General features: G+C 70.6%; 21 protein-coding genes, 2 tRNA genes and 1 pseudogene. 13 read left to right on the top strand and 11 right to left on the bottom strand.

Going from position 1 to position 22,235, the window contains the following annotated elements; all coding sequences use genetic code 11:
* Positions 1–221: 221 nt before the first annotated feature.
* Positions 222–392 carry a hypothetical protein gene (locus HDC93_RS32620; RefSeq protein WP_185014435.1) on the top strand — a complete coding sequence of 57 codons (171 nt, stop codon included), beginning with the start codon at positions 222–224 and terminating at the stop codon, positions 390–392.
* Positions 393–458: 66 nt separating this feature from the next.
* Here HDC93_RS32620 and HDC93_RS32615 read toward each other — a convergent pair whose 3' ends face one another.
* On the bottom strand, positions 459–1,190 hold the full coding sequence (locus HDC93_RS32615; RefSeq protein ID WP_185014434.1) for an aspartate/glutamate racemase family protein: 732 nt from the start codon (positions 1,188–1,190) through the stop codon (positions 459–461).
* Positions 1,187–2,002: an aspartate/glutamate racemase family protein gene (locus HDC93_RS32610; RefSeq protein ID WP_185014433.1), complete on the bottom strand. Its 816-nt coding sequence runs from the start codon at positions 2,000–2,002 to the stop codon at positions 1,187–1,189. The genes HDC93_RS32615 and HDC93_RS32610 overlap by 4 nt, the downstream gene beginning before the upstream one ends.
* 198 nt (positions 2,003–2,200) lie before the next feature.
* Between HDC93_RS32610 and HDC93_RS32605 the strand changes: the two genes are divergently transcribed.
* Both HDC93_RS32605 and HDC93_RS32600 read left to right on the top strand, forming a co-directional pair.
* Complete coding sequence (locus HDC93_RS32605; RefSeq protein WP_185014432.1) at positions 2,201–3,148, top strand: D-2-hydroxyacid dehydrogenase; 948 nt, start codon at positions 2,201–2,203, stop codon at positions 3,146–3,148.
* A 17-nt stretch (positions 3,149–3,165) separates the two neighbouring features.
* Positions 3,166–4,575 carry an amidase gene (locus tag HDC93_RS32600; protein ID WP_185014431.1) on the top strand — a complete coding sequence of 470 codons (1,410 nt, stop codon included), beginning with the start codon at positions 3,166–3,168 and terminating at the stop codon, positions 4,573–4,575.
* Here the strand turns inward: HDC93_RS32600 and HDC93_RS32595 are convergent.
* Complete coding sequence (locus tag HDC93_RS32595; RefSeq protein ID WP_185014430.1) at positions 4,556–5,050, bottom strand: DUF3830 family protein; 495 nt, start codon at positions 5,048–5,050, stop codon at positions 4,556–4,558. The genes HDC93_RS32600 and HDC93_RS32595 overlap by 20 nt on opposite strands.
* Before the next feature lie 107 nt (positions 5,051–5,157).
* On the opposite strand from HDC93_RS32595, the gene ehuB reads away from it, so the two are divergent.
* The 6 genes from ehuB to HDC93_RS32565 all read left to right on the top strand — a co-directional run bounded on the left by ehuB (position 5,158) and on the right by HDC93_RS32565 (position 9,417).
* A complete protein-coding gene (gene ehuB, locus HDC93_RS32590) occupies positions 5,158–6,099 on the top strand; it encodes an ectoine/hydroxyectoine ABC transporter substrate-binding protein EhuB (RefSeq protein ID WP_260419884.1) in 942 nt (313 codons plus the stop codon).
* Positions 6,096–6,812 carry an ectoine/hydroxyectoine ABC transporter permease subunit EhuC gene (ehuC, locus tag HDC93_RS32585; protein WP_185014429.1) on the top strand — a complete coding sequence of 239 codons (717 nt, stop codon included), beginning with the start codon at positions 6,096–6,098 and terminating at the stop codon, positions 6,810–6,812. The genes ehuB and ehuC overlap by 4 nt, the downstream gene beginning before the upstream one ends.
* Complete coding sequence (ehuD, locus tag HDC93_RS32580) at positions 6,809–7,459, top strand: ectoine/hydroxyectoine ABC transporter permease subunit EhuD (protein WP_185014428.1); 651 nt, start codon at positions 6,809–6,811, stop codon at positions 7,457–7,459. Before ehuC ends, ehuD begins: the two co-directional genes overlap by 4 nt.
* Complete coding sequence (gene ehuA / locus HDC93_RS32575) at positions 7,449–8,246, top strand: ectoine/hydroxyectoine ABC transporter ATP-binding protein EhuA (RefSeq protein ID WP_185014427.1); 798 nt, start codon at positions 7,449–7,451, stop codon at positions 8,244–8,246. The genes ehuD and ehuA overlap by 11 nt, the downstream gene beginning before the upstream one ends.
* 208 nt (positions 8,247–8,454) lie before the next feature.
* On the top strand, positions 8,455–9,213 hold the full coding sequence (locus HDC93_RS32570; protein ID WP_185014426.1) for an IclR family transcriptional regulator C-terminal domain-containing protein: 759 nt from the start codon (positions 8,455–8,457) through the stop codon (positions 9,211–9,213).
* A gap of 130 nt (positions 9,214–9,343) precedes the next feature.
* Positions 9,344–9,417, top strand: a tRNA-Lys gene (locus HDC93_RS32565).
* On the opposite strand, the pseudogene HDC93_RS32560 reads toward HDC93_RS32565, so the two are convergent.
* The 5 genes and pseudogenes from HDC93_RS32560 to HDC93_RS32540 all read right to left on the bottom strand — a co-directional run.
* Positions 9,383–9,832, bottom strand: a pseudogene (locus tag HDC93_RS32560) (acyl-CoA synthetase); the annotation flags it as partial. The gene HDC93_RS32565 and the pseudogene HDC93_RS32560 overlap by 35 nt on opposite strands.
* Complete coding sequence (locus HDC93_RS32555) at positions 9,787–10,155, bottom strand: hypothetical protein (RefSeq protein ID WP_311774678.1); 369 nt, start codon at positions 10,153–10,155, stop codon at positions 9,787–9,789. The pseudogene HDC93_RS32560 and the gene HDC93_RS32555, both read right to left, overlap by 46 nt.
* Before the next feature lie 99 nt (positions 10,156–10,254).
* Positions 10,255–10,860, bottom strand: coding sequence for a lytic polysaccharide monooxygenase (locus tag HDC93_RS32550; RefSeq protein ID WP_030837979.1), 606 nt, complete (start codon positions 10,858–10,860; stop codon positions 10,255–10,257).
* A 101-nt stretch (positions 10,861–10,961) separates the two neighbouring features.
* The gene (locus HDC93_RS32545) at positions 10,962–12,086 is read right to left on the bottom strand and encodes an SPFH domain-containing protein (protein ID WP_185014425.1); all 1,125 of its coding nucleotides are present in this window, start codon (positions 12,084–12,086) and stop codon (positions 10,962–10,964) included.
* A gap of 84 nt (positions 12,087–12,170) precedes the next feature.
* Complete coding sequence (locus HDC93_RS32540) at positions 12,171–13,481, bottom strand: peptidoglycan-binding protein (protein WP_185014424.1); 1,311 nt, start codon at positions 13,479–13,481, stop codon at positions 12,171–12,173.
* Between the two features lie 200 nt (positions 13,482–13,681).
* On the opposite strand from HDC93_RS32540, the gene HDC93_RS32535 reads away from it, so the two are divergent.
* The 4 genes from HDC93_RS32535 (at position 13,682) to HDC93_RS32520 (ending at position 18,922) form a co-directional block, all read left to right on the top strand.
* Positions 13,682–13,755, top strand: a tRNA-Lys gene (locus tag HDC93_RS32535).
* Between the two features lie 188 nt (positions 13,756–13,943).
* Positions 13,944–14,657: a FadR/GntR family transcriptional regulator gene (locus tag HDC93_RS32530; RefSeq protein ID WP_185014423.1), complete on the top strand. Its 714-nt coding sequence runs from the start codon at positions 13,944–13,946 to the stop codon at positions 14,655–14,657.
* Positions 14,658–14,984: 327 nt separating this feature from the next.
* The gene (locus HDC93_RS32525) at positions 14,985–16,985 is read left to right on the top strand and encodes a glycosyltransferase family 2 protein (protein ID WP_185014422.1); all 2,001 of its coding nucleotides are present in this window, start codon (positions 14,985–14,987) and stop codon (positions 16,983–16,985) included.
* Complete coding sequence (locus tag HDC93_RS32520; RefSeq protein ID WP_185014421.1) at positions 16,982–18,922, top strand: kelch motif-containing protein; 1,941 nt, start codon at positions 16,982–16,984, stop codon at positions 18,920–18,922. Before HDC93_RS32525 ends, HDC93_RS32520 begins: the two co-directional genes overlap by 4 nt.
* Before the next feature lie 90 nt (positions 18,923–19,012).
* Here HDC93_RS32520 and HDC93_RS32515 read toward each other — a convergent pair whose 3' ends face one another.
* The 3 genes from HDC93_RS32515 to HDC93_RS32505 all read right to left on the bottom strand — a co-directional run bounded on the left by HDC93_RS32515 (position 19,013) and on the right by HDC93_RS32505 (position 22,054).
* Complete coding sequence (locus tag HDC93_RS32515) at positions 19,013–20,050, bottom strand: glycoside hydrolase family 6 protein (protein ID WP_185014420.1); 1,038 nt, start codon at positions 20,048–20,050, stop codon at positions 19,013–19,015.
* A gap of 511 nt (positions 20,051–20,561) precedes the next feature.
* Entirely contained in the window at positions 20,562–21,239 is a 678-nt protein-coding gene (locus HDC93_RS32510) for a class F sortase (protein ID WP_185014419.1), read from the bottom strand.
* A 2-nt stretch (positions 21,240–21,241) separates the two neighbouring features.
* Positions 21,242–22,054 (bottom strand): hypothetical protein, encoded by an 813-nt coding sequence (locus HDC93_RS32505; RefSeq protein ID WP_185014418.1) that lies wholly within the window; start codon positions 22,052–22,054, stop codon positions 21,242–21,244.
* Positions 22,055–22,235: the final 181 nt, after the last annotated feature.

The following is a 22,235-nucleotide window of genomic DNA, read 5'->3' as shown; positions in this document are numbered from 1 at the left end:
CGGGCGATGTTCTTCACTCATCGGGGCATCCTCGACGAAATGGGACACTCGCATAAGGCATGTACGGGCCTTGACCTGCATAAACGCCCTCTGAGCGGGGAGTTGGAGCGGTTATGCCCTGCTGTGCCCCGAAGAAGGGGCGGGACCGATTCCGGCCCGCATGGAGGACGCGTCCGAGGGCACGGCACCCGTTTTCAGCCGCGCCGGGGCACTCGGACTTCATGACGACCGATGCGTACCGGGTGGCGGCGAGTGTGCTCTTCACGGTCGCCCTCGTCGCCTGCCTCGTGCTGCGCGTGCTCCGGTGGCGTCGCGCCCGGAGCGGGCGGCCATGGGCGGGGAGGGACCCGGTCTGCGACCGGGGGGTGATGCGGGGCGACCGGGAGGGGTGATGCCCGCCGCTACCTCTTCGCCCCCTGGGGCATCTGCCGCAGGGGGCGAGGACCAGGCCTTCCGTCTCACACCTGGACGATCGGCTCCCGTGTGAAGAGCGCCCCCAGTTCCGGCGCGTTCACCCGCCGGTCCGCCAGGCGCAGGCCCTCCCAGACCGTGACCTGGTTGGCGGTGAGGATCGGCTTGCCGAGCTCCTTCTCCAGGGCCGGGATGTGGGCCGCCGTGTGCAGCGCCGTGTCGGGCAGGAGGAGGGCCTCGGCGTCGGGGTGGTCGGAGTTCCGGGCCAGGGCGAGGAGTTCGGCCTCACCCCAGGTGCCGACCTCGGCGGCCGTGATGATGCCGGAGCTGTTGACCGACACGACCTCCACGCCGGCCGCGCGCAGGAACTCGGCGAAGAGCTGCGCCACGTCCTCCGGGTACGTCGCCCCGATCGCGACCCTGCGCGCACCCAGCTCCCGCACCGCGTGCGCGAACGCGAACGACGTGGACGAGGCCGGCAGCCCGGCGGTCTGGGCCAGGGCGCGGACCTGCTCCTGCGCGCCGTCCCAGCCGTAGACGAAGCTGCCGCTCGTACAGGCCCACACCACGGCGTCCGCACCGGCGTGCCGCAGTTCCTGGACGCCCGCCGCGAGCCGGCCGGCGGAGCCCATCTCGAGCAGCGCGTCCACCCGGTGCGCGTCCTCACCGATGTCGGTGTGCACCAGGTCCACCCGGATGTCGCTGCCCAGCAACTGCTCGATGCGCGGGTAGTCGTCCTCGGCGGAGTGGCCCGGGTAGAGAAATCCCAGTGCTGTCATGTCCAGCCTTCCTGCTGCTGCTCTTCTTCCGGCACTACAGGGCCGGGGTCGGCCCCCGGTGCTACGAGACCGGAGCGCGCATCCGGATTGATCAGCGCTTGATACGGTCCCACCGCACGGGTACCCAGTCGGCGCAGTGCCGCCCACATCGTCACTTGGTTGGCCGAGATCACCGGGATGCGCAGCTCCGCCTCCAGCTGGGGGATCACGTCGTAGGTGGGCAGGTTGGTGCAGCTGATGAACAGCGCGTCGGCGTCGCCGCGGACGGCCTGCCGCGCCATGTCCACCACCTCCCGGTAGGGGACCTTCCAGATGTGCCGGGTCAGCCCCATGAAGGCACAGCCGGAGATCGTGACGCCGGCCTGGGCGACGTAGGCCTCCAGCGACTGCGTCACCGAGACCGTGTACGGCGTCACCAGCGCCACCCGGCGCACGTCCAGCTCCACCAGCGCCTCCAGCAGCGCGCCGGAGGTGGTGATGGCCGGCATGGCGCCGGCCCGGCTCATCGCCTCGCACATCGCCCGCTCGCCCATCATGCCGCCGACGAAGCTGCCCGACGTGCAGGCGTAGGCCACGACCTCGGGGGCGATCGCGTTGAGCGTGCGGACCGCCTCGCCCAGCGTCTCGTGCTCGCTGACCAGACGGGCCAGGTCGAGACTCACCTCGACCGGCACGAACGGTGTGCGGGTCATATGGAGCGAGACCTCGTCCGGCACCCAGCGCCACAGCTCGCGGTCGAGTGCGAAGTCGAAGGGGGCGACGACGCCGACCCCGCGCTGCGGGCTGGGCCCGCCGAGAAATGAGACGTCCATGGCAGGGCACCGGCCTCACACTGGGCAACGAGTGTGCAACGGATCGTGGGAACGCCCGTGTTGACGACGGTAGGTTCGGGTGCGAGCGTGGTCAATCCGCCCGGATCACTCCTTGGTCAACACCGGGTTAACTTGTCGTCACCGACCGGCGCCCCGCCGCCGGCCGGCCCCGCCGAACGGCTGGAGAATCGGCTGCTCATGCCCACCCCCACCCTGCTCGTCCTGGACGCCGAACCCCTCCCCCGCCTCGGCCGCCTCACCGGCCGCGCCCGCATCGAACACACGGACGCGGCGGGGCTCGCCGAGCGCCTCCCGAGCGCGGATGCACTCCTGGTGTGGGACTTCACCTCGCGCGCCGTGCGGGACGCGTGGCCCGGTGAGGGTCCGCGGCCACGCTGGGTGCACACGGCGAGCGCCGGCGTGGACCATCTGATGTGTCCGGAACTCGCCGCTTCCGACACGGTGGTGACGAACGCGCGCGGCATCTTCGACCAGCCGATCGCCGAGTACGTCGCCGCGCTCGTGCTGGCGATGGCCAAGGACCTGCCGAGGACGCTGGAGTTGCAGCGGGAGCGGACCTGGCGGCACCGCGAGTCGCTCAAGATCGCCGGGAGCCGGGCCGTGGTGGTCGGCTCGGGGCCGATCGGCCGGGCGATCGCGCACACGCTGGGGGCGCTGGACATCACGCCCGCGCTGGTGGGCCGCACGGCGCGCTCCGGCGTGCACGGCCCGGAGGACCTGGACCGGCTGCTGGCCCGCGCCGACTGGGTGATCGCGGCGGCACCGCTCACGGACGAGACGCACGGGATGTTCGACGCCCGCCGTTTCGGCCTGATGCAGCCGTCCGCCCGGTTCGTCAACATCGGGCGCGGCCAGCTCGTCGTCGAGGACGCGCTCTCCGAGGCCCTGGCCAAGCGCTGGATCGCGGGCGCCGCCCTGGACGTCTTCGAGGCCGAACCGCTGCCCGCCGAGAGCCCGTTGTGGCAGGCCCCGGGCCTGATCGTGTCCCCGCACATGAGCGGCGACATCGTCGGCTGGCGGGACGAGCTCGGCGCCCAGTTCGTGGACCTGTACGAACTCTGGTCGAGCGGGGAGCCGTTGAAGAACGTGGTCGACAAGCAGCGTGGGTACGTACCTGGTCACTGACGTTCCTTGGAGGATGGATGACCGAGCTCACCGAGCTGACCGCCGCACGGCTCCTCGACGGGTACCGCAAGGGCGAGTGGGGGCCCGTGGAGGCGACACGGGCGGCGCTGGAGCAGGCCGAGGCGATCCAGCCGGAGGTGAACGCCTTCGTGCGGCTGACCGGCGAAGAGGCTCTGGAGCAGGCCCGGGAGTCCGAGGAGCGATGGCGGCGCGGTGAGCCACGGGGCCTGCTCGACGGGGTGCCGGTCACCGTCAAGGACATCCTGCTGCAGCGCGGGGCGCCGACCCTGCGCGGGTCGAGGGCCGTGGATCCGGAGGGTCGGTGGGACGAGGACGCGCCGTCCGTGGCCCGGCTGCGTGAGCACGGCGCGGTGTTCATCGGCAAGACGACGACCCCCGAGTTCGGCTGGAAGGGCGTGACGGACTCGCCGCTCAGCGGGATCACGCGCAACCCGTGCGACCCCTCGCGCACCGCGGGCGGGTCGAGCGGCGGCAGCGCGGCGGCCGTTGCGCTCGGCGCGGGGCCGCTGTCGCTGGGCACGGACGGGGGCGGCAGCGTCCGCATCCCGGCGTCGTTCTGCGGGATCTTCGCGCTGAAGCCGACGTACGGGCGCGTGCCGCTCTACCCGGCGAGCGCGTTCGGCACGCTGGCGCACGTCGGGCCGATGACCCGGGACGCGGCCGACGCGGCGCTGCTGATGGACGTGATCGGGCATCCGGACTCGCGCGACTGGTCGGCGCTGTCCGCCCCGGCCGGTCCGTACACGGACGGTCTGGCGGGCGGGGTGCGCGGGCTGCGGGTGGCGTACTCGCCGTCGCTGGGCGGGCAGGTGGCGGTGCAGCCGGCCGTCGCGAGGGCGGTGCGGCAGGCGGTGGAGCGGCTGGCGGAGCTCGGCGCGTACGTCACGGAGGCCGATCCGGACCTCACCGACCCGGTGGAGGCCTTCCACACCCTGTGGTTCAGCGGGGCGGCCCGGGTGACGCAGCACCTGGGCCCGCACCAGCGGGAGTTGCTGGATCCGGGTCTGCGGGAGATCTGCGCGCGAGGCGCCCGCTACTCGGCGTTGGAGTATCTGGCCGCGGTGGACGTGCGGATGGACCTGGGACGCCGGATGGGCCGTTTCCACGACACCTACGACCTGCTCGTCACGCCGACCATGCCGCTCACGGCGTTCGAGGCGGGCGCCGAGGTGCCGAAGGGATCCGGCCATCGGCGGTGGACGGGCTGGACCCCGTTCACCTACCCGTTCAACATGACGCAGCAGCCCGCGGCGAGCGTGCCGGTCGGTGCCGACGCGGACGGTCTGCCGATCGGATTGCAGCTCGTGGCCGCCCGGCACCGGGACGATCTGGTGCTGCGGGCGGCCCACGCGCTGTACGAGGCCGGGGTGGCTTCCGCCGGCCGGCCTAGGCCCTCCGGAAGCTGAGCGACTCCCCCGCCGCTCCCGACCTCCACAGGTCGTTGCACGCCTCGGCCATGGTCTCCAGGCCGTCGACGACCTGGCCCCAGACGATGCCGGGGACCCAGCCGACATCGCCGTTCAGCAGCAGGTTGTTGCGTTCGTAGAACAGGGCCAGGTCGACGAGCGTGGTGCCGGCGCGGACCTCGCGGTCGTAGCCGTAGGACTTGGTCCCCAACTCCGCCCCGGCGAAGGTGAAATAGCACAGGTCGCCGGGAATGGGGGTGATGGTCGGGTTTTCCAGGGGTGGTTCGGATTGGGCGAAGGGAGGGAAAAGGGCGTAGATCTCGTTGCGTGCGTACTTCGCGTGGTAGACGTCGCCGGCCAGCGGAAGGGAATCCCAGACGGCCGCGCAGGTGATGGGCGCGCGGTCGTCCAGCAACCTGGCCGTGCAGGTCACGTCGCGCTTGACCAGCGAGACTTCGATGTAGCGATCAGCCATGCCCTCCATGGGAGTGCCCACCGCCGCTCGGGTCAAGAGCGCACGGGGTAAGTGCGGGGCTTGAAAAGACCGGAATAACTCGGATGCGGTCGGGTAGCCGCGCGCCCATGGCTCCACCACAGAGAAGCCCGCACAGAAGCACACCGCGAAGTCCCGAACCCCTATCCGGGCCCGTCTCCGGGCCCACCCGCCGGTCGCTGCTCGCGGGGGTCGCGGCGCTCGGCGCGCTGGGCGCCGCCGGATGCAGCAGGGTCGCCACCGCGTCGGACGTCAAGGGCGGTGATCTGCTCGACCGGCTCCGGGCGGCGGGCGTCGTCCGCCTCGGCATCGCCGGCGAGATCCCGTTCGGCTTCATCGACAAGAACGGCGAGCTGACCGGCGAGGCCCCGGAACTGGCCAAGGTGATCTTCAAGCGACTCGGCGTCGACCGGGTGCAGCCCGTGCCGACCGAGTTCGGCTCGCTCATCCCGGGCCTGAACTCCCAGCAGTTCGACGTCGTGGCCGCCGGGATGTACGTCAACCCCGAGCGCTGCGAGCAGGTCATCTTCGCCGACCCCGACTACCAGATGCTCGACTCGTTCATCGTGCGCAAGGGCAACCCGAAGGGGCTGCACAGCTACAAGGACGTCGTCGAGAAAAAGGCGAAGTTCGCCACCGGGACCGGCTACGCCGAGATCCAGTACGCCGTCGAGGCGGGGTACAAGGAGAGCGAGATCCTGATCGTCCCGGATCAGGTCGCGGGCCTGAACGCGGTCGAGGCGGGGCGCGTGGACGTGTTCGCCGGTACGGCGCTGACCACCCGTGAGGTGGTGAAGAAGTCCGCCAAGGCGGAGGCGACCAAGCCCTTCACACCGATCGTGGGCGGCAAACCGCACGTCGACGGAGGCGCCTTCGCGTTCCGGCCGACCGAGACCAACCTGCGGGACGCCTTCAACGTGGAGCTGCGCAAGCTCAAGAAGAGCGGCGAACTCCTCCGCATCCTGCGGCCTTTCGGTTTCACCAAGGCCGAGATGACGGATCTGACCGCGAAGGAGCTCTGCGGCGGATGACCTCGGGACTCTGGGAACTCGTACTCAAGGGCGTCTGGGTCACCATCCAGCTGCTCGTCTGCAGCGCCCTGCTGGGCGCGGTGGTGTCGTTCGTCGTCGGCGTGGCGCGTACCCACCGGCTGTGGAGCGTCCGCTTCCTCGCGGGCGTCTACACCGAGGTGTTCCGCGGCACTTCGGCGCTGGTGATGATCTTCTGGGTGTACTTCGTGCTGCCCGTGGCCTTCGGCTGGCAGCTGGTGCCGCTGTGGGCGGGCACCCTGGCGCTCGGTCTGACCTACGGGGCGTACGGCTCCGAGATCGTGCGCGGCGCGCTGAACGCGGTGGACCCGGCGCAGAAGGAGGGCGGGATCGCGCTCAGCTTCACGCCCTGGCAGCGGCTGCGGCTGATCCTGCTGCCGCAGGCGGTGCCGGAGATGATCCCGCCGTTCTCCAACCTGCTGGTCGAACTGCTCAAGGGCACCGCCCTGGTGTCCATCATGGGCATGGGTGACCTGGCGTTCAGCGGCAACCTGGTGCGCCTGGCGCTCCAGGAGAGCGCGGAGATCTACACGATCGTGCTGCTGATCTACTTCGTGATCGCCTTCGTCCTGACCCGCGGCATGCGCGGCCTGGAACGCAAGCTCAAGGCCGGCACCGGCAAGCCCGTCGGGGGCACGCCCGACCAGGAGCTGGACCGTCCGCAGACCACCGGTGTGGGAGGTGCTGTCGCATGAAGTGGGACTGGAGCGCAGTCAGCGGCTTCATGCCGCACCTCTGGGACGGTCTGCTGGTCACCGTGCAGATCCTGGCCCTCGGTTCGCTGATCTCTTTCGCGCTGGGCCTGGTGTGGGCGCTGCTGATGCGGGTGCCCTCGCGCTGGGTCACCTGGCCGGTCGGCGTGGTCACGGAACTCGTCCGCAACACCCCGCTGCTGGTGCAGCTGTTCTTCCTCTTCTACGTGCTGCCCGAGTGGGGCCTGACCTTCTCGGCGCTGACCACCGGCGTCTTCGCGATCGGGCTGCACTACTCGACGTACACGATGCAGGTCTACCGGGCCGGTATCGAGGCCGTGCCGGTCGGCCAGTGGGAGGCGGCGACGGCACTGAACCTGCCGCTGCACCGGACGTGGTCCGCGGTGATCCTGCCGCAGGCCGTGCGCCGGGTCGTCCCCGCGCTCGGAAACTACGTCATCTCCATGCTCAAGGACACGCCGATGGTCATGGCGATCACGGTGCTGGAGATGCTCGGCCAGGCGCGCCTGTACTCGCAGGAGCACTTCCAGTTCACCGAGCCGCTGACGGTGATCGGCGTGGCCTTCATCGTCATGTCCTATCTGGCCTCCCTTGCCCTGCGAGCCCTGGAGCGACGCCTTGCCCACTGACACTCTCCCCAATCCCGGGACCAACCCCGAGAAGAACCCCGGCCGGAGCACCGGCGAGCTGATCCGGCTGGAGCAGGTCACCAAGCGGTTCGGGAGCAACACGGTCCTGGACCACCTGGACTTCTCGGTCGACGCCGGCAAGCACGTCACCCTGATCGGGCCGTCCGGATCGGGCAAGACGACGATCCTGCGGCTGCTGATGACCCTGCTCAAGCCCGACGAGGGCACGATCACGGTCGACGGGCAGCAGCTGTTCCCGGCCTCCGACAAGCAGGTCCGCGAGGTCCGCAAGAAGATCGGGATGGTCTTCCAGCAGTTCAACCTGTTCCCGAACATGACGGTGCTGCGGAACATCACCGAGGCGCCGGTCACGGTCCTCGGCCTGTCGAAGGACGAGGCGGTGGAGCGGGCCAGGGGCCTGCTGGACATGGTGGGCCTGGCCGACAAGTGCGACGCGCACCCGGCCCAGCTCTCCGGCGGTCAGCAGCAGCGGGTGGCGATCGCCCGGGCCCTGGCGATGCGCCCGCAGGTGCTGCTCCTGGACGAGGTGACCTCCGCGCTCGACCCCGAGCTGGTCGCAGGCGTCCTCGACGTCCTCAGGGACATCGCCCGCTCCACGGACATCACGATGCTCTGCGTGACCCACGAGATGAATTTCGCCCGGGACATCTCCGACCAGGTACTGATGTTCGATTCGGGCCGGATCATCGAGTCGGGATCGCCGGAGAAGATCTTCGGCGACCCGGAGCTGGACCGGACACGGGAGTTCCTCAGCGCAGTGCTGTGACTACGGCCCGTGACCAGGCGCAACGCCCGACCCCTCACGCGAGGGGGGACTGGGGCATGCTTCTGGCATATGCCAGAGTGCCATTGCCCCAGTCCGGGGCCCCGGGAATCTTGTCAACCCCCGCTCCCCGCAAGCCCTTTGCCGGTTAACCTGGAAGAGGTTCACTGACCGGATTACGGCCCTACAGCAAGCGCAGGGGGAGACCACCGTGGCGCTGAAGCACGAGCCGACCACCCCGTACCACTCGGCCCAGGAAGCCCTGCGCGTCCTGGAGACGGTGGCGCGCGGTTCCAGCGGTGTCACCGACGCCGAGATAACCCGGCACACCGGCATCACACCGGAGCGACTGACCGCGCTCCTGCGCATGCTGCGCCGCGAGGGCTACGTGGAGCAGATCGCCGACGGCGCGTACGTCACGGGCGAGACCCTGGCCCGCCTCGGCTCCGCCCAGCACCGTGAGCAGGCCCTGCGCGACAAGCTCCAGCGCACCCTCGACCGGCTGCGCGACTCGGTCGGCGCCGCCGTCTACATGAGCCGCTACGTCGACGGCGAGATCAGCATCACCCAGTACGCCGACAGCCCGGACGCGCCCAGGGTCAACGAGTGGGTCGACTTCCGCTCCTCGGCCCACGCCACGGCCATCGGCAAGAGCCTGCTCACCCAGCTCGACCACGCCGGGCGCCGCGACCACCTCGCCCGGCACAAGATGGCCCGCCTCACCTCGCGCACCATCACCAGCGACCGGCTCCTGCTCTCCCGCCTGGAGGCCCAGCCGCCCACCGTGCCCGTCCTGGACCTCCAGGAGTACGCCGTCGGCACGGTCTGCGCGGCCGTCCCGATCACGGCCGGCTCCTCCGTGGGCTGCCTCGCCCTGTCCCTCCCGCTCGAGCACGCCCATCGCCTGCGCCAGGCCGCGGACGCCCTCAACCGCCACGCGGCGCCGGTGCTGCTCTCCATGGCGATCTAGGGCCTTCCGCCGGATCTCCGCGGCGTCGCCCCGGCCCTCGCCCGGGTGGTCCGGAGCACCCCTCGACATTGGGTAGTATTTTCTCCGTCGCCCGCCGCGGAACACGGTTCCGATGGCCGGCGAGAGTCATGCGCCGCTAGCTCAGTTGGTTAGAGCAGCTGACTCTTAATCAGCGGGTCCGGGGTTCGAGTCCCTGGCGGCGCACGGATGAGGGGCCTCTCGTGGGAGCGAGAGGCCCCTCAGCGTTTTCGAGATCGCCGTCGGTCAGCCTGCGGTACGTGCACTCCCCCGGCCTCCGCCACCACACCGGGTCCGGGCAGCTCAGGCCCTCCCCGCGCAGCTCCGCCCGGCGGATCGTGCCGGTGGCGGTCACCGGCATCCGCTCCGCCACCCGCACGAACCGGGGCGCCGTCTTCGTCCCCAGGTCCGGCTGGGAGAGCGGGAACTACGCGAAGGACGGCGGGTCGAAGGTGCCGGCGAGCGTGGCCATGACCTGGTCGCCGGTGACCGGGGCCGGTACGGCGTACACGCACACCGCCTGCGCACCCTCGTGGCGGGCCGGGATGTTCTCGATCATCGCGGCCGCCAGGTTCTCCCCGTCCACGCGGAGGCGGTTGTCGTGGCCACGAGCTGGCGGCCGTCGGTGTGGTAGACCGTGACGTAGTCGCCCTCGACGGTCGTCGCGGGGCCGCCGTCCTCCGCGAAGCGGATGACCCGGCCGTCGTGTGCGATGAACTCGTAGACGTGGTGCAGGGTGGTGCGGACCGAGGTGTCGCCGTGGCCGCCGCCGACCGCGGTGAAGGTCCGCAGGCAGCGGCCCTCAGCCGTCAGGCCGCTGTTCCAGGCGCCCCGGATCTGCAGCCAGCGCCGCACGACACGGTGGGCCATGAAGAGGGCCAGGGCCATGATCAGGCCGGGCACGGCGTAGAAGATCACGTCCATCGCGCATCCCCCGAGGGCGATGCGCCGGACCCGAGCGGCCGGCGTGGGAGGAACCTGCCCACCCCGGCCGCACCGGTGACTCAAGAGAACCTCAGAGGTTCAGAAGGTCACGTCCGAGCAGGCGTAGAACGCGTTGGCCGTGTCGGCGATCGTCCATACGGCCACGATGACATGACGCCCGCTCAGCCCGGTCGGCAGCCTGCCGCTGTGGGAGAGCGTGGAGGGCGGGCGCTGCCCGTTGTACGGCACCGTGAAGAACGGCGTGAGGTTGAGGTCGGACCGGGCCAGGTTGTGGTTCTGGTTCCAGCCGGGCTTGGTGACGTAGTACTTGAAGTCGGTCGTGGCGTGCATGGCCGTGAACTGCCAGCGGAACGTGTAGTTCTGGCCGCCCGTCACCTTGGTGGCGGGCCAGGCGCCGCCGGACGGGGTGCGCGGTGCGCTGAGCTGGCTGAAGTGGCCGAGCCCGGCGTTGCATATCTGCCCGTCGGCCGGGCCGGAGCCCGGGAAGCCCTTCGGGCCCTCGACGCTCTGCGGCTCCCACTGGATCGAGCCGCAGTTGGTCACGGTGCCGTTCTGGCAGAGCTTCTGCCGGCTGATGGGGAGGTCGGTGTAGCCGTGGCCGCTGGCACCGCCGGAGGAGAGAACGAGGGCTCCGGTCGTGGCCAGTCCCACCGCGGCTGCGGACAACTTGGTCCTTGTACGCATGCTGCCGCTCCTGGAGAACGTGGGGGAAGTTCGGTGAGCCGTGCGTGTAGGTCTAGACCAAGTTCGAGACTATGGGCGGTTGTTGAACATGTCCATACCAATCACGGAGCTGTTTCGCCCCGGCCGGCGCAGAACGCCACCGTCAGGTCCTTCACCAGCGCCTTGCGCTCGTAGTCGTCGAGTTCCACCAGGCCCCGCACGGTCAGCCGGGTCACCGTGTCCTCCACCGAGTCCACGACCGAGGTGAGCACGCTCGCCCGGTGCTGGGCGTCCAGCGCGGCGATCCTGCGGCGGTGCATCGCGGCGGCGACCTCGGGGGCGTACTCCACGCGCACCGGCTGCACGGAGAACACCTCCAGGCCGACGGGGGCCGCGTCCGCCGCCACCAGTCGCGTCAGCGCCTCGCCCGCCGCGTCCCCGGCTCCCCTCGGCCCGCCCGGCATCTCCACCGGCACCCGGGCCAGCCCCGCCTCGACGCACTCGCGCAGATACGCCTCGTGGTCCTCGACGCCCAGTACGGCCCGGGCGGTGTCCCGCACCCGCCACACCACCAGGACGACCACCCGCAGCGCGACCCCGCTCCCGTCGGCCGCGGGCACGGGCACGCTGCGCCAGTGCCGCAGCCGCACGTCCACCCGGCGGCGCAGCAGCAGCGGATTCACCCACAGCAGGCCGGAGCGCCGGACGGTCCCCCGGTAACGGCCGAACAGGTCCAGCACCCAGGCCCGCCCGGTACGGCCCCGGGCGAGCCCCCCGAGCCCGAACAGCCCGAGCGCCCCGGCCCCGGCGTACGCCGCCCACTGCGCCAGCCCGAGTCCGGCCCCGGCGTACACGGGCAGCCGCAGTGCCTCCACCGCGAGCGGCGGCAGCACCCCGGCCCACCAGGAGGTCGCCAGGCACCCGGCGGCGCCACTGGCTCCGGCCAGTACGCCCACCGCGCCGGGCAGCACCCGCGCGGGCCGCTCCGCCAGGTCGGGATCGACCTGCGGCACCGGGCGCTTCGGGGCGACGCCGGCCGGGCGCCGCAGGCGCGGCTGCTCACCCGTGCCCTGCCGGCGTGCGACGACCGCCGGCCTCAGCGGCACCGGTGCCGGGTCGGGGTCGTCGCGGAACAGCAGGTGGACGGGGATCTCGGTGGTGGCCTCGTTCTGGATGAGCCGGGCGGGCCAAACCGGTCCGTCGGGCGGTCCGTCGGGCTCGGACGTGTGGGAAGTGGTCGTACTCATCGTGCCTCCAGCCTCCGCGCCAGATGCGTCACAACAGTGGTCGGTGAGGGCCCGCCCGGAAGGGCCGAGGGCGGGCCGAGGGGCCTACGAGAAGAGGCGCCGCCAGGTCTCCGGCCCCGGGTAGCCGTCCGCCGCGCCGCCCCGCCAGCCCTGGGTGCGCTGGAAGGCCTCGACGGCCCGCCGGTCCGCCTCGCTCCAGATCGGCCCCGGCCCGACCCGGTAGAACCTGCCGAACCCCTTCCGTACGAGCTGCTGGCCGAGCTGGGTGACGTAGGTGTTGTTCGCGCCGGGGCGGAACATCGCCCGCCCCGGATAGCCGGGGACGCCGTGGGAGGCGGGCGGCGGGCCGACCGCGCCGTCCTTGACGTCCTTGCCCTTGCCGGTGACCAGCAGCTCCCAGGTGTGCGGGCCGGGCAGCCCGTCGGCCTCCGCGCCCGTCCAGCCCTGCGCCGTCTGGAACGCCCGGGTCGCCCGCCGGTCGGCGTCGGTCCAGCGCGGCGACGGGCCCGACGCGTAGGAGCCGCCGGCCCCGCGCGCGACGAGCATGCGGCCGAGCTGCGTGACGTACTTGTTGTTCGCGCCCGGGCCGAAATACGCCGCTCCCGGGTACGGCGTGGCGACCGGGGCGCCCGGCTGGCCGCCGTCCTTGCCGGGGACCGTCTCCTCCGGGGTGACGCCCTTGTAGCGGTAGGGCACGTACCGGTCGGAGCTGTTCCAGTAGGCGTACGGGGTCGACTGCCGGCGGGTGTGCGGGCGGGTCTGCTCGTAGGCGGTGTAGGAGGTGTGCGAGGCGTCCGTCCAGCCGCCGAAAATGGTGACGTGCGAGCCTTGCTCGGGGTCGGACGCATTGTGGAACAGCAGAATGTCGCCCGGCTGGAGTTCCTCCTTGGAAATCTTCTTCCCGTACTGCGCGAGGCTGCCCGTCCATTCGTTTCCGGGCAGCTTCCAGGCCATCGAGACATAGCCGGAGCAGTCCTGCCGGTAACCGTCGGACCAATAGGCACTCATGCTGTAGGGCACCTTCGCGGCGACCCAGGTCCTGGCCCGGTTGATGATCTCCGTGCGGGTGATGGCGGTGGGCTTGGGGGCGACCGAGGGCGTGGCCGGACGGCCTCCGGGGCCGTACAGCGGGGCCGTGGCACCCTGGGGGGTGTCGGGCTCTTCACCTGCGGGGATGCCCGGTCGGTGGGGTGCGTGCGGGGCGGCGGCCGGGGCGGCGTGACCCGCGCCGAGCGCCGCCGAGGCGACGGCGGCCAGGGCGAGAGCCCGGTGCGCGGCCGGGTGGGCGCCGGCCCGGCCCGCCCAGGAATGCGGCAGGGCGCGGCGCCAGTGGACGCAGCCGGGGCAGTCGCAGTCGCTCGCGGGGTCGATTTCCTCGAATACCGGAGACTCCATGCGATTCCCCTCACACTTCCGGTGGAAAATGCGGCGCCCGTGCACCGGAGGGCGCGCGTCGTCAGTTTCGCAACTGTCTTCCGCACGCGCATGCTGACGGTCCGAACGATGTACACGGCCGCCCTGTGGGCCCCCTCCCCGCGCCCGGGCAGGTGGTCCGGAGCACCACCGGACGTCCTGTAGAGTTGCGACGTCAGCAGGCGCCGCTAGCTCAGTTGGTTAGAGCAGCTGACTCTTAATCAGCGGGTCCGGGGTTCGAGTCCCTGGCGGCGCACTGTGCCGGTGGCGGCTTGTGTTCGCGGACAACGCGAACGCAAGCCGCCATCGTCGTTTCCGCGCGGCTTCGCCGCGCGCGGTGGGGGCTCCGCCACCTACACCCCCGCCACTCGCCGTCGCACCGCCCGGAAGGCATCTCTGGCCGGAACCGGGCCCACCGCGCGATTGGCCGGATACCCTCTCGCCATGGCAGCGCGTGACCTACAGGAGCGGATCAAGAAGCTCATCATCGACCGCCGGCTGGCCTCCGGGGCCCCGCTGCCGACCGAGCCCGAGCTGATGGAGTACCTCGGCGCGAGCCGGAACTCGGTGCGGGAGGCGCTGAAGGCGCTCCAGGCGATGGGCATCGTGGAGATCCGGCACGGCTTCGGCACCTACGTCGGACCGATGTCCCTGGCCCCGATGATCGAGGGCCTCGCCTTCCGCACGGTCGCCGGGCACTACCGGGGCGAGGACTCCCTGCTCCAGCTGCTGGAGCTGAGGGAGGCGGTGGAGACGGGGCTGGTGTCCCGGCTCGCCGGCCGGCTGCCGCAAGCGGACCTCGTTGAACTGGAAGCGCTCGTCGACCGTATGGAAGAGCAGGCCGCGTGGGGAGCCGGGCTCGCCGAGACCGACCGGGCCTTCCACGCCACCCTCTACCGGGGGCTGGACAACGTGCTGCTGTGCGAGGTCCTGGAGGCGTTCTGGGACGCCTTCCACAGGGTCCGCACGGACCTCGGGGGCGAGCCGCAGGACCCGAAGGTGACCTGCCGGCAGCACCGGGAGATCCTCGACGCGGTGCGGTCCGGGGACTCGATGCGCGCGGAGGAGGCCATAAGAGAGCACTTCGGCAATATCCGCGCCCGCCTGTCCACAACGGCTCCACAGGGCCCCCACACCCGTCACAATGAACGCGTTTGACCTGTAACCACCGTGTTTCGCATCTTGCGATCATGATGGACGCCGTAGAACCCTGGTTCTTCTCATTGCACAAGATGCTGCGTGTTCGCGGCAGTTGGGGGGACTCGGAACCGGTCGCGGCATGGGCGGGGGGTAGGGGCCCCGTTCATGAACCGATGCCAAGGACGGCATCATGCAACCGGAAGGTCGCGTTGCCGTGTCTATAGGGTGTGGATGACGTGGTGACTGCGATCCACCACTGATACGTCTGTGAAGGTCGAGGGGGACCTGGAGCAGACGGTAAGAAGCTACGAAACACGCGGTTGCCCGCGTGTGGGGGGATGACTCATGACGTCGAGGCCCACGGGTGCCCGGCAGGAAAACGACCCGTCCCAGACCACCCAGCTCAGGGTGCCCTCGCACCGGATGAGCACCACGGGGACGTTCCGGCGGATCAAGAAGACACTGCCGAGATACGACTACGAGCACTACAGCCGGCTCGCGGGTCCCCTCACCCAGCCGGATCCGAGCAAGCCGTACAAGGTGCAGTACCGCTCGCTCATCTCGCAGGAACCGCACCGCATACGCGTCGCCCTGATGCTGGCCGCCGCCCCGGTGCTGTCCCTGGTGCTGCTGTTCTGGCTGCTCCAGCCCGAGCACTGGACCGAGCGCGACTACCCGGCCTTCGACTGGCTGCCCGCGCTCGACATGGTGATGCTCGTCTCGATCGGTCTGATCGAGTTCTTCCGCTGCATGAACGTGCTGTCGAACGCGCACGCCACGCTGGTGGCCCGTGACCCGATCCCGGTGGTGCCCGAGACCGGCACCAGAGTGGCCTTCCTCACCTCCTTCGTGCCCGGCAAGGAGCCGCTGGAGATGGTGACGAAGACCCTGGAGGCGGCCGTGAGGATCCGCCACCGGGGCCTGATGCACGTGTGGCTGCTCGACGAGGGCGACGACCCCGACGTGAAGGCGGTCTGCGAGCGCCTCGGCGTGCACCACTTCTCCCGCAAGGGCGTCGCGAAGTGGAACCAGGCCAAGGGTCCGCACCGCGCCAAGACCAAGCACGGCAACTACAACGCCTGGCTCGAGGCGCACGGCGACGACTACGACTTCTTCGCCTCGGTCGACACCGACCACGTGCCGCTGCCCAACTACCTGGAGCGGATGCTCGGCTTCTTCCGCGACCCGGACGTCGGCTTCGTCATCGGCCCGCAGGTCTACGGCAACTACGACAACCCCATCACCAAGGCCGCCGAGTCGCAGCAGTTCCTCTTCCACGCGCTGATCCAGCGCGCCGGCAACCGCTACGGCTCCCCGATGTTCGTCGGCACGTCCAACGCCGTGCGCATCAAGGCCCTGAAGCAGATCGGCGGTCTGTACGACTCGATCACCGAGGACATGGCGACCGGCTTCGAGATGCACCGCCACAAGAACCCGGCGACGGGCAGGAAGTGGCGCTCGGTGTACACGCCGGACGTGCTCGCGGTCGGTGAGGGCCCCAGCGCCTGGACGGACTTCTTCACCCAGCAGATGCGCTGGTCGCGAGGGACGTACGAGACGATCATCGGGCAGTACTGGAAGGGCTGGTACTCGCTGCCGCCGAGCAAGCTCTTCAACTACACGATGATGATCATCTTCTACCCGATGTCGGCCCTGAACTGGATCCTGGCGGCGCTGAGCTGCTGCCTGTTCCTGGGCCTGGGCGCCTCGGGTGTGAACATCGACCCGGCGGTCTGGCTGATGCTCTACGGCAACGCCTCCGCCCTGCAGATCGGCCTGTACGTCTGGAACCGCCGGCACAACGTCTCGCCGCACGAGCCGGAGGGCTCCGGCGGTGTGGCCGGCATGGTGATGTCCGCGCTGTCGGCGCCGCTGTACGCCAAGGCGCTGATCGACTCCGTGCTGCGGCGCAAGAGCAAGTTCGTGGTCACGCCCAAGGGCGACTCGGCCAGCCCGGACCGCTGGTTCGCCACCTTCCGCTACCACTGGTACTTCGTCGCGATCTTCGGTGGCTCGATCGCCGCCGGCTTCGTCTACGGCCACTCCCACCCCGCGATGATCATCTGGGCGACGTTCGCGCTGCTGATCACCGCCTCGCCGGTGTTCGCCTGGCGCTGGCAGCTGCGGCAGGACGCGAAGAAGCCCGCCACCCCTGCCGAGGGCGGGCCGCAGGACCCTGCGGGAGCTCCCCGGACCCAGCCGCTGCCCATCCCGCAGCAGCAGACCGGGCACACCCCGCAGCAGAAGCCCACGTGGGCCGCGACCCCGGGCGCACACGGGGAGGTCGGGGGATCCGACCAGACCATGCAGATCGCCCTTGGTGGACTTGGGGGACGTAAGGAATGAACGACCGTGCAGGCCGCCGCCGGGCCCGTCGACTCGCGATCGGCACGGCGGTGGTACTCGCGCTGGCCGGGATGAACGGGCCGTGGCTCTACCGCTTCAGCACCGAGAAATACCACCAGTACAAGATCAACAAGCCGGAGTACAAGGCCGCGAACGGCAAGTGGGAGATCGTCGATTTCCCCGAGGAGTACCGGCAGAACACCATCCACGCGGCGCTGCTGCGCACCGGCAAGGTGCTGCTCGTCGCGGGGTCGGGCAACGACCAGGACAACTTCGACGCGAAGAAGTTCGACACCCGGATCTGGGACCCGCTCAAGGGCACCATCAAGAAGGTTTCCACACCGGCCGACCTCTTCTGCACCGGCCACACCCAGCTCGCCAACGGCAACCTGCTGATCGCCGGCGGCACCAAGCGCTACGAGAAGCTCCAGGGTGATGTCACCAAGGCCGGTGGCCTGATGATCGTCCACAACGAGAACCCGGACGCGCCGATCACCCTGCCCGCGGGCACCACGTTCACCGGCAAGAAGAACGGCAAGACCTTCGTCTCCAAGGACCCGGTGCTCGTGCCGCGCGCCAAGAAGGTCTTCGACAAGGCGACCGGCGAGTTCCTGCGCAACGACCCCGGCCTGGGCCGGATCTACGTCGAGGCGCAGAAGCGGGGCAAGAAGTTCGAGACGGGCACGCAGGACAACTACCGCGTGCACGGCCTGTCGGGCGCCGACGCCAAGAACACCTACGGCATCGCGCAGAAACTCGCCCTGGACAAGAAGGACTTCCAGGGCATCCGGGACGCCTTCGAGTTCGACCCCGTCGCCGAGAAGTACATCAAGGTCGACCCGATGAAGGAGGCCCGCTGGTACCCGACGCTGACCACCCTGAGCGACGGGAAGATCCTCAGCGTCTCCGGCCTCGACGACATCGGCCAGCTGGTCCCCGGCAAGAACGAGGTGTTCGACCCGAAGACCAAGAAGTGGACCTACACCGGCAAGGTCCGGCAGTTCCCGACCTACCCGGCGCTGTTCCTCATGCAGAACGGCAAGATCTTCTACTCGGGGTCCAACGCGGGCTACGGGCCGGACAACGTGGGCCGTGAGCCGGGCGTGTGGGACGTCGACACCAACAAGTTCTCGAAGATCCCGGGCCTGAGCGACCCCACGCTGATGGAGACGTCCGGCACGGTGCTGCTGCCTCCGGCGCAGGACGAGAAGTACATGGTGGTCGGCGGCGGCGGCGTCGGCGAGTCCGAGAAGTCCAGTGAGAAGACCCGGATCGTCGACCTGAAGAAGGCGAACCCGAGCTTCCAGGACGGCCCGTCCCTGGACAAGGGCACGCGCTACCCGAACGCCTCGGTCCTGCCCGACGACAGCGTGCTGATATCCGGCGGTTCCGAGGACTACCGCGGCCGCGGGGACTCCAACATCCTCGAGGCGCGGCTCTACGACACGGAGAAGAACGAGCTCAAGCGCGTCGCCGACCCGCTCGTGGGCCGCAACTACCACTCCGGTTCGATCCTGCTGCCCGACGGCCGCGTGATGTTCTTCGGCTCCGACTCGCTCTACGCCGACAAGGCCAACACCAAGCCGGGCGAGTTCGAGCAGCGCATCGAGATCTACACACCGCCCTACCTGTACGGCGACGGGGACCAGCCCTCGCTGTCGGGCGGGCCGCAGACCATCGAGCGCGGCGGCACGGGGACGTTCACCTCCTCCGACGCCTCCCGCGTCAAGAAGGTCCGGCTGATCCGGCCGAGTGCCGCCACGCACGTCACGGACGTCGACCAGCGGTCGATCGCCCTGGACTTCAAGGCGTCCGGCGACAAGCTGACGGTGACCGTGCCGGAGAACCGGAACCTGGTCCAGGCGGGCTGGTACATGATGTTCGTGACGGACGCCGACGGGACCCCGAGCAAGGCGCAGTGGGTCAAGGTGCCGTAGAAGCGGGCATGGAAGATGACGGCAAGGGGCGCTCTCCGTGAGGAGAGCGCCCCTTTCGTATGCGCCGGTCCGCTGCTTCGGGCCGGTCCGTCAGCCGGTGGCCTTCGCCAGCTTCAGGGCGTAGTCCCCCCACCACTGGCCCGCCTTCGGCCCGCCCTTGCACTCGCCGTCCGACTCGCCCGGACGCTTCACCCACAGATAGGCGTCGACCAGCGGGTCCGCCGTCTTAGTCGTCGGGGTCTCGCCCAGGGAGCGGCCCGGCGGGTTGCACCAGCGCTCGTCGGGCTTGCCGTCGTTGTAAGGGCCCTTGCCGTTGCGGCTGGTGTCGATGACGAAGTGCTTGCCGCCCACCTTGGCGGAGAGCTGCTTGCCGTAGGCGATGGAGTCCTCGGTGGAGTAGAAGTTGGAGACGTTCACCGAGAAGCCGTCGGCCTGCGCGATGCCCGCGCGGTTCAGGGACTCGAAGATCTGGTCGGGGTTCTGCCAGCCGGCGTTGCCCGCGTCCAGGTAGACCTTCGTGTTCTTCAGGGCCTTCAGCTTGGTGACGGCGCCCTTGAGGAGGTCGTAGCGCTCCTCGTGGAACTGCTCCGGGGTGCAGCCGTCGACCAGGTGCAGCAGGGCGTCCGGCTCCAGGACGACCGTGGCGGCCCGGTCGCCGATGCCCGCGGCGACGCCGTCGAGCCACTCGCGGTAGGCGTTGCCGTCGGCGGCGCCGCCCTGCGAGTACTGGCCGCAGTCGCGGTGCGGGATGTTGTAGAGGACGAGCAGGGCCGTACGGCCGGCCTTGTCGGCTGCCTCGGTGAAGCCCTGCGTCTGCTCCTGCGGATTGTCCGGGCCGACCCACTCGGCGACCGGTTGCTCGGCGATCTTGCGGATCTGCTCGGCGTCCTGCTTCTTGCCGGACTTCTCCAGGGCTGCGACCTGCCGCGCCGCGGTCCCGTCCGGATTGACCCAGAACGGGGCCTTTTCCTTGGGCTGTTGGGTGATCCCGGCGCCCACGTCGGCGCCCTTGTCCGATTCGTCTCCTCCGTCGGAGGAGGAACACCCCGTCACCAGCAGTGCCGCCCCCAGCACCACTGCGGACATCCGCCTCCCGGCGAACACCCCTGCCCCCCTGCTGCCGTACATCCAACTCCCCCTTGGGTGCAGCGTTACAAGTCTCAATCCTGACATACGTCCCGCGACACCCACGAGGCGAACCCACCTGCATGAATGACGCAGCGCCACCGTATCGGGACTTGGTGTGATCCAATCTCTAGTGCCGCGGCAGGCAACGTTCGCCCCGTCGCGACGCCCGGCACGCACTCTCGCCGCACCGGGCACAAACCCAAGTACATCCAGTACGAGGGCATGCACCCGGCACGCCGAGAGCACGCACCGGACGCCGCTCCTTGACGGGCAAACGTTGCCTGCCGCGGCACTAGGCCGGGGTGGCCCTTTGGTCCTGGAGTCTTCTCAGCGCATGCCCGGCCTCCGGCCAGAGATTCACCACCGTGACTCCCGTGGCCTCCCGCGCAGCTCGCCGGGTTGCTCCCGCAGCCCGTGCGCGCGGTGGAGGACCGGCCCGGTCGGCGGCCTCAGGGGGAGCGGGTCGTCGACCGGGGTGGGTGTCGGCGCCGGGCCGCACGGCCCCCGGGCCTCAGAGGCCGGTCCCCGTCAGGTACGCCGAGACGACCACGTTCGCCGTGTAGCCGCGGGTCGTGCGGTCGAAGCTGCCACCGCAGGTGACCAGCCGCAGTTCGGCCCGCCCCGACTCGCGGGGGCCGTAGGCCTGGTGGGCGTCGAAGCGGTCGCGGGTGAGGACCTGGACGGACTCGACCGTGAACTCGGCGACCCTGGCGTCGGCCCGGATCACCCGGATCGTCTGGCCCGGCCGCATGGCACTGACCTTGTAGAACACGGCGGGCCTGGTGTCGGTGTCGACGTGACCGACCATCAGCGCGGTGCCGGGTGCCCCGGGCGCGACCCCGCCGGAGTACCAGCCGACCACGTCCGGCTGGTCGTACGGCGGCGGATCGGGCGCCCCGCGTGCGTCGAGGCCGCGTGCCACCACCGGGGCCTGGACGCCGAGCCCGGGGATGTCGAGGCGCTGCGGCAGCGCGTCGCCCAGCGGTCGGTGCTCGGGCGGCAGCTTGATGTCCGGGGGCCGTCCGGCCGCCGCCATGTCGCCCGTGGCGGGGGCCGAGATGCCGTGCCGCATCTCGGTGACCTCGCGACCCCACAGCCACAGCCCGAGCAGCAGCACGACCCAGGCCATGCCGGTCAGCAGCCGGCCGGTGCCCGAGAAACGTCTCTGTACGTGATCGTGATCGTGCATGGTCAGTCCGTTCCGCGGCCCCGGCGGAGACCGCGCAGCGCGACGACCACCGCGGCCACGCAGGCGAGCACCAGCCCGGTCACCCCCTGCGCCGTACCGGGACCGGCGCCGCGTTCCTCGGCGGCGACGAGCTCGGCGGCACCGCCACCGCCCGCCTGGACCGGGGCGACGGGTGAGGCCGGGGCGCTGGGCCGGGGCGAGAGGGGGGCTTCGTCGTCGACGCCGGGAGCGGGCGGCTCCCCGACGACGCCGGGAACGGGCGGCTCCCCGACGACGCCGGGAGCGGACGGCTGGCCGCCGCCGTCGGGGGCGGGCAGCCGGCCGCTTTCGCCGGCGGCGCCCGGTGCGGGCATGTGGCCGCCCCTCCCGGGGGCGGGTGGCCGGTCACCGGCCCCGGGAACCGGGAGCGGTGCGGCCTCGTGCGCGGGGAGCGGTACGGCCTCCTGCCCGGACGGCTGCGCGGACTCGGGCCCTCGCGCCTTGCCGTCCCGGACGGTGAGGGTGCCGGTCTGTCGCGTGGCACCGCAGGTGACCCGCACGGCGTACGAACCCGCCTCGGCCGTGGAGCGGACGCGGCTCTCGCCGGTGAGTTCGCGTGCGCCGGTGACGGTGAGCCGGGCGTCCGCGACGAACGCCGCCGAGGCGGCGACGGCCGTCCGCTGCGCGCAGCCGGTGACGCGGAGTGTGATGTCACTGCCCGGGGCGGGGACCGCCGGGGTCACCGACACGCTCCCCGTGTCCGCCGCGTATGCCGCCGGGGCGAGGGCGACGGCGGCCAGCACTCCGGTACAGACAGTGACTCTCAGGGAACCCATCGTGAACCTCCAGATGCCAGGAGCCTCCCCCGCGCGGTGGGCCGCCGCATCCTCAGGGAAGCGGCGGCTGCTCCGGACGGGTGACGACGGGTTTGGCGGTGGGATCGGCGGTGGATCTGGTGATGGGTTCGGTGATGGGTTCGGTGACGGGGGACGACGGCGGGGTCGGGCCCTCGCCTGC

The organism is Streptomyces sp. AK010, assembly GCF_014207295.1.
Taxonomy (GTDB): Bacteria; Actinomycetota; Actinomycetes; order Streptomycetales; family Streptomycetaceae; genus Streptomyces; species Streptomyces massasporeus.
This window is presented reverse-complemented; position numbering and strand designations above follow the sequence as displayed.

Excerpts from the sequence above, each read along its gene's own strand:
- HDC93_RS32620 (WP_185014435.1), top strand. The coding sequence starts at position 222 with ATGACGACCGATGCGTACCGGGTGGCGGCGAGTGTGCTCTTCACGGTC.
- HDC93_RS32615 (WP_185014434.1), bottom strand. The coding sequence starts at position 1,190 with ATGACAGCACTGGGATTTCTCTACCCGGGCCACTCCGCCGAGGACGAC.
- HDC93_RS32610 (WP_185014433.1), bottom strand. The coding sequence starts at position 2,002 with ATGGACGTCTCATTTCTCGGCGGGCCCAGCCCGCAGCGCGGGGTCGGC.
- HDC93_RS32605 (WP_185014432.1), top strand. The coding sequence starts at position 2,201 with ATGCCCACCCCCACCCTGCTCGTCCTGGACGCCGAACCCCTCCCCCGC.
- HDC93_RS32600 (WP_185014431.1), top strand. The coding sequence starts at position 3,166 with ATGACCGAGCTCACCGAGCTGACCGCCGCACGGCTCCTCGACGGGTAC.
- HDC93_RS32595 (WP_185014430.1), bottom strand. The coding sequence starts at position 5,050 with ATGGCTGATCGCTACATCGAAGTCTCGCTGGTCAAGCGCGACGTGACC.
- ehuB (WP_260419884.1), top strand. The coding sequence starts at position 5,158 with ATGGCTCCACCACAGAGAAGCCCGCACAGAAGCACACCGCGAAGTCCC.
- ehuC (WP_185014429.1), top strand. The coding sequence starts at position 6,096 with ATGACCTCGGGACTCTGGGAACTCGTACTCAAGGGCGTCTGGGTCACC.
- ehuD (WP_185014428.1), top strand. The coding sequence starts at position 6,809 with ATGAAGTGGGACTGGAGCGCAGTCAGCGGCTTCATGCCGCACCTCTGG.
- HDC93_RS32555 (WP_311774678.1), bottom strand. The coding sequence starts at position 10,155 with ATGGACGTGATCTTCTACGCCGTGCCCGGCCTGATCATGGCCCTGGCC.
- HDC93_RS32550 (WP_030837979.1), bottom strand. The coding sequence starts at position 10,860 with ATGCGTACAAGGACCAAGTTGTCCGCAGCCGCGGTGGGACTGGCCACG.
- HDC93_RS32545 (WP_185014425.1), bottom strand. The coding sequence starts at position 12,086 with ATGAGTACGACCACTTCCCACACGTCCGAGCCCGACGGACCGCCCGAC.
- HDC93_RS32540 (WP_185014424.1), bottom strand. The coding sequence starts at position 13,481 with ATGGAGTCTCCGGTATTCGAGGAAATCGACCCCGCGAGCGACTGCGAC.
- HDC93_RS32530 (WP_185014423.1), top strand. The coding sequence starts at position 13,944 with ATGGCAGCGCGTGACCTACAGGAGCGGATCAAGAAGCTCATCATCGAC.
- HDC93_RS32525 (WP_185014422.1), top strand. The coding sequence starts at position 14,985 with ATGACGTCGAGGCCCACGGGTGCCCGGCAGGAAAACGACCCGTCCCAG.
- HDC93_RS32520 (WP_185014421.1), top strand. The coding sequence starts at position 16,982 with ATGAACGACCGTGCAGGCCGCCGCCGGGCCCGTCGACTCGCGATCGGC.
- HDC93_RS32515 (WP_185014420.1), bottom strand. The coding sequence starts at position 20,050 with ATGTACGGCAGCAGGGGGGCAGGGGTGTTCGCCGGGAGGCGGATGTCC.
- HDC93_RS32510 (WP_185014419.1), bottom strand. The coding sequence starts at position 21,239 with ATGCACGATCACGATCACGTACAGAGACGTTTCTCGGGCACCGGCCGG.
- HDC93_RS32505 (WP_185014418.1), bottom strand. The coding sequence starts at position 22,054 with ATGGGTTCCCTGAGAGTCACTGTCTGTACCGGAGTGCTGGCCGCCGTC.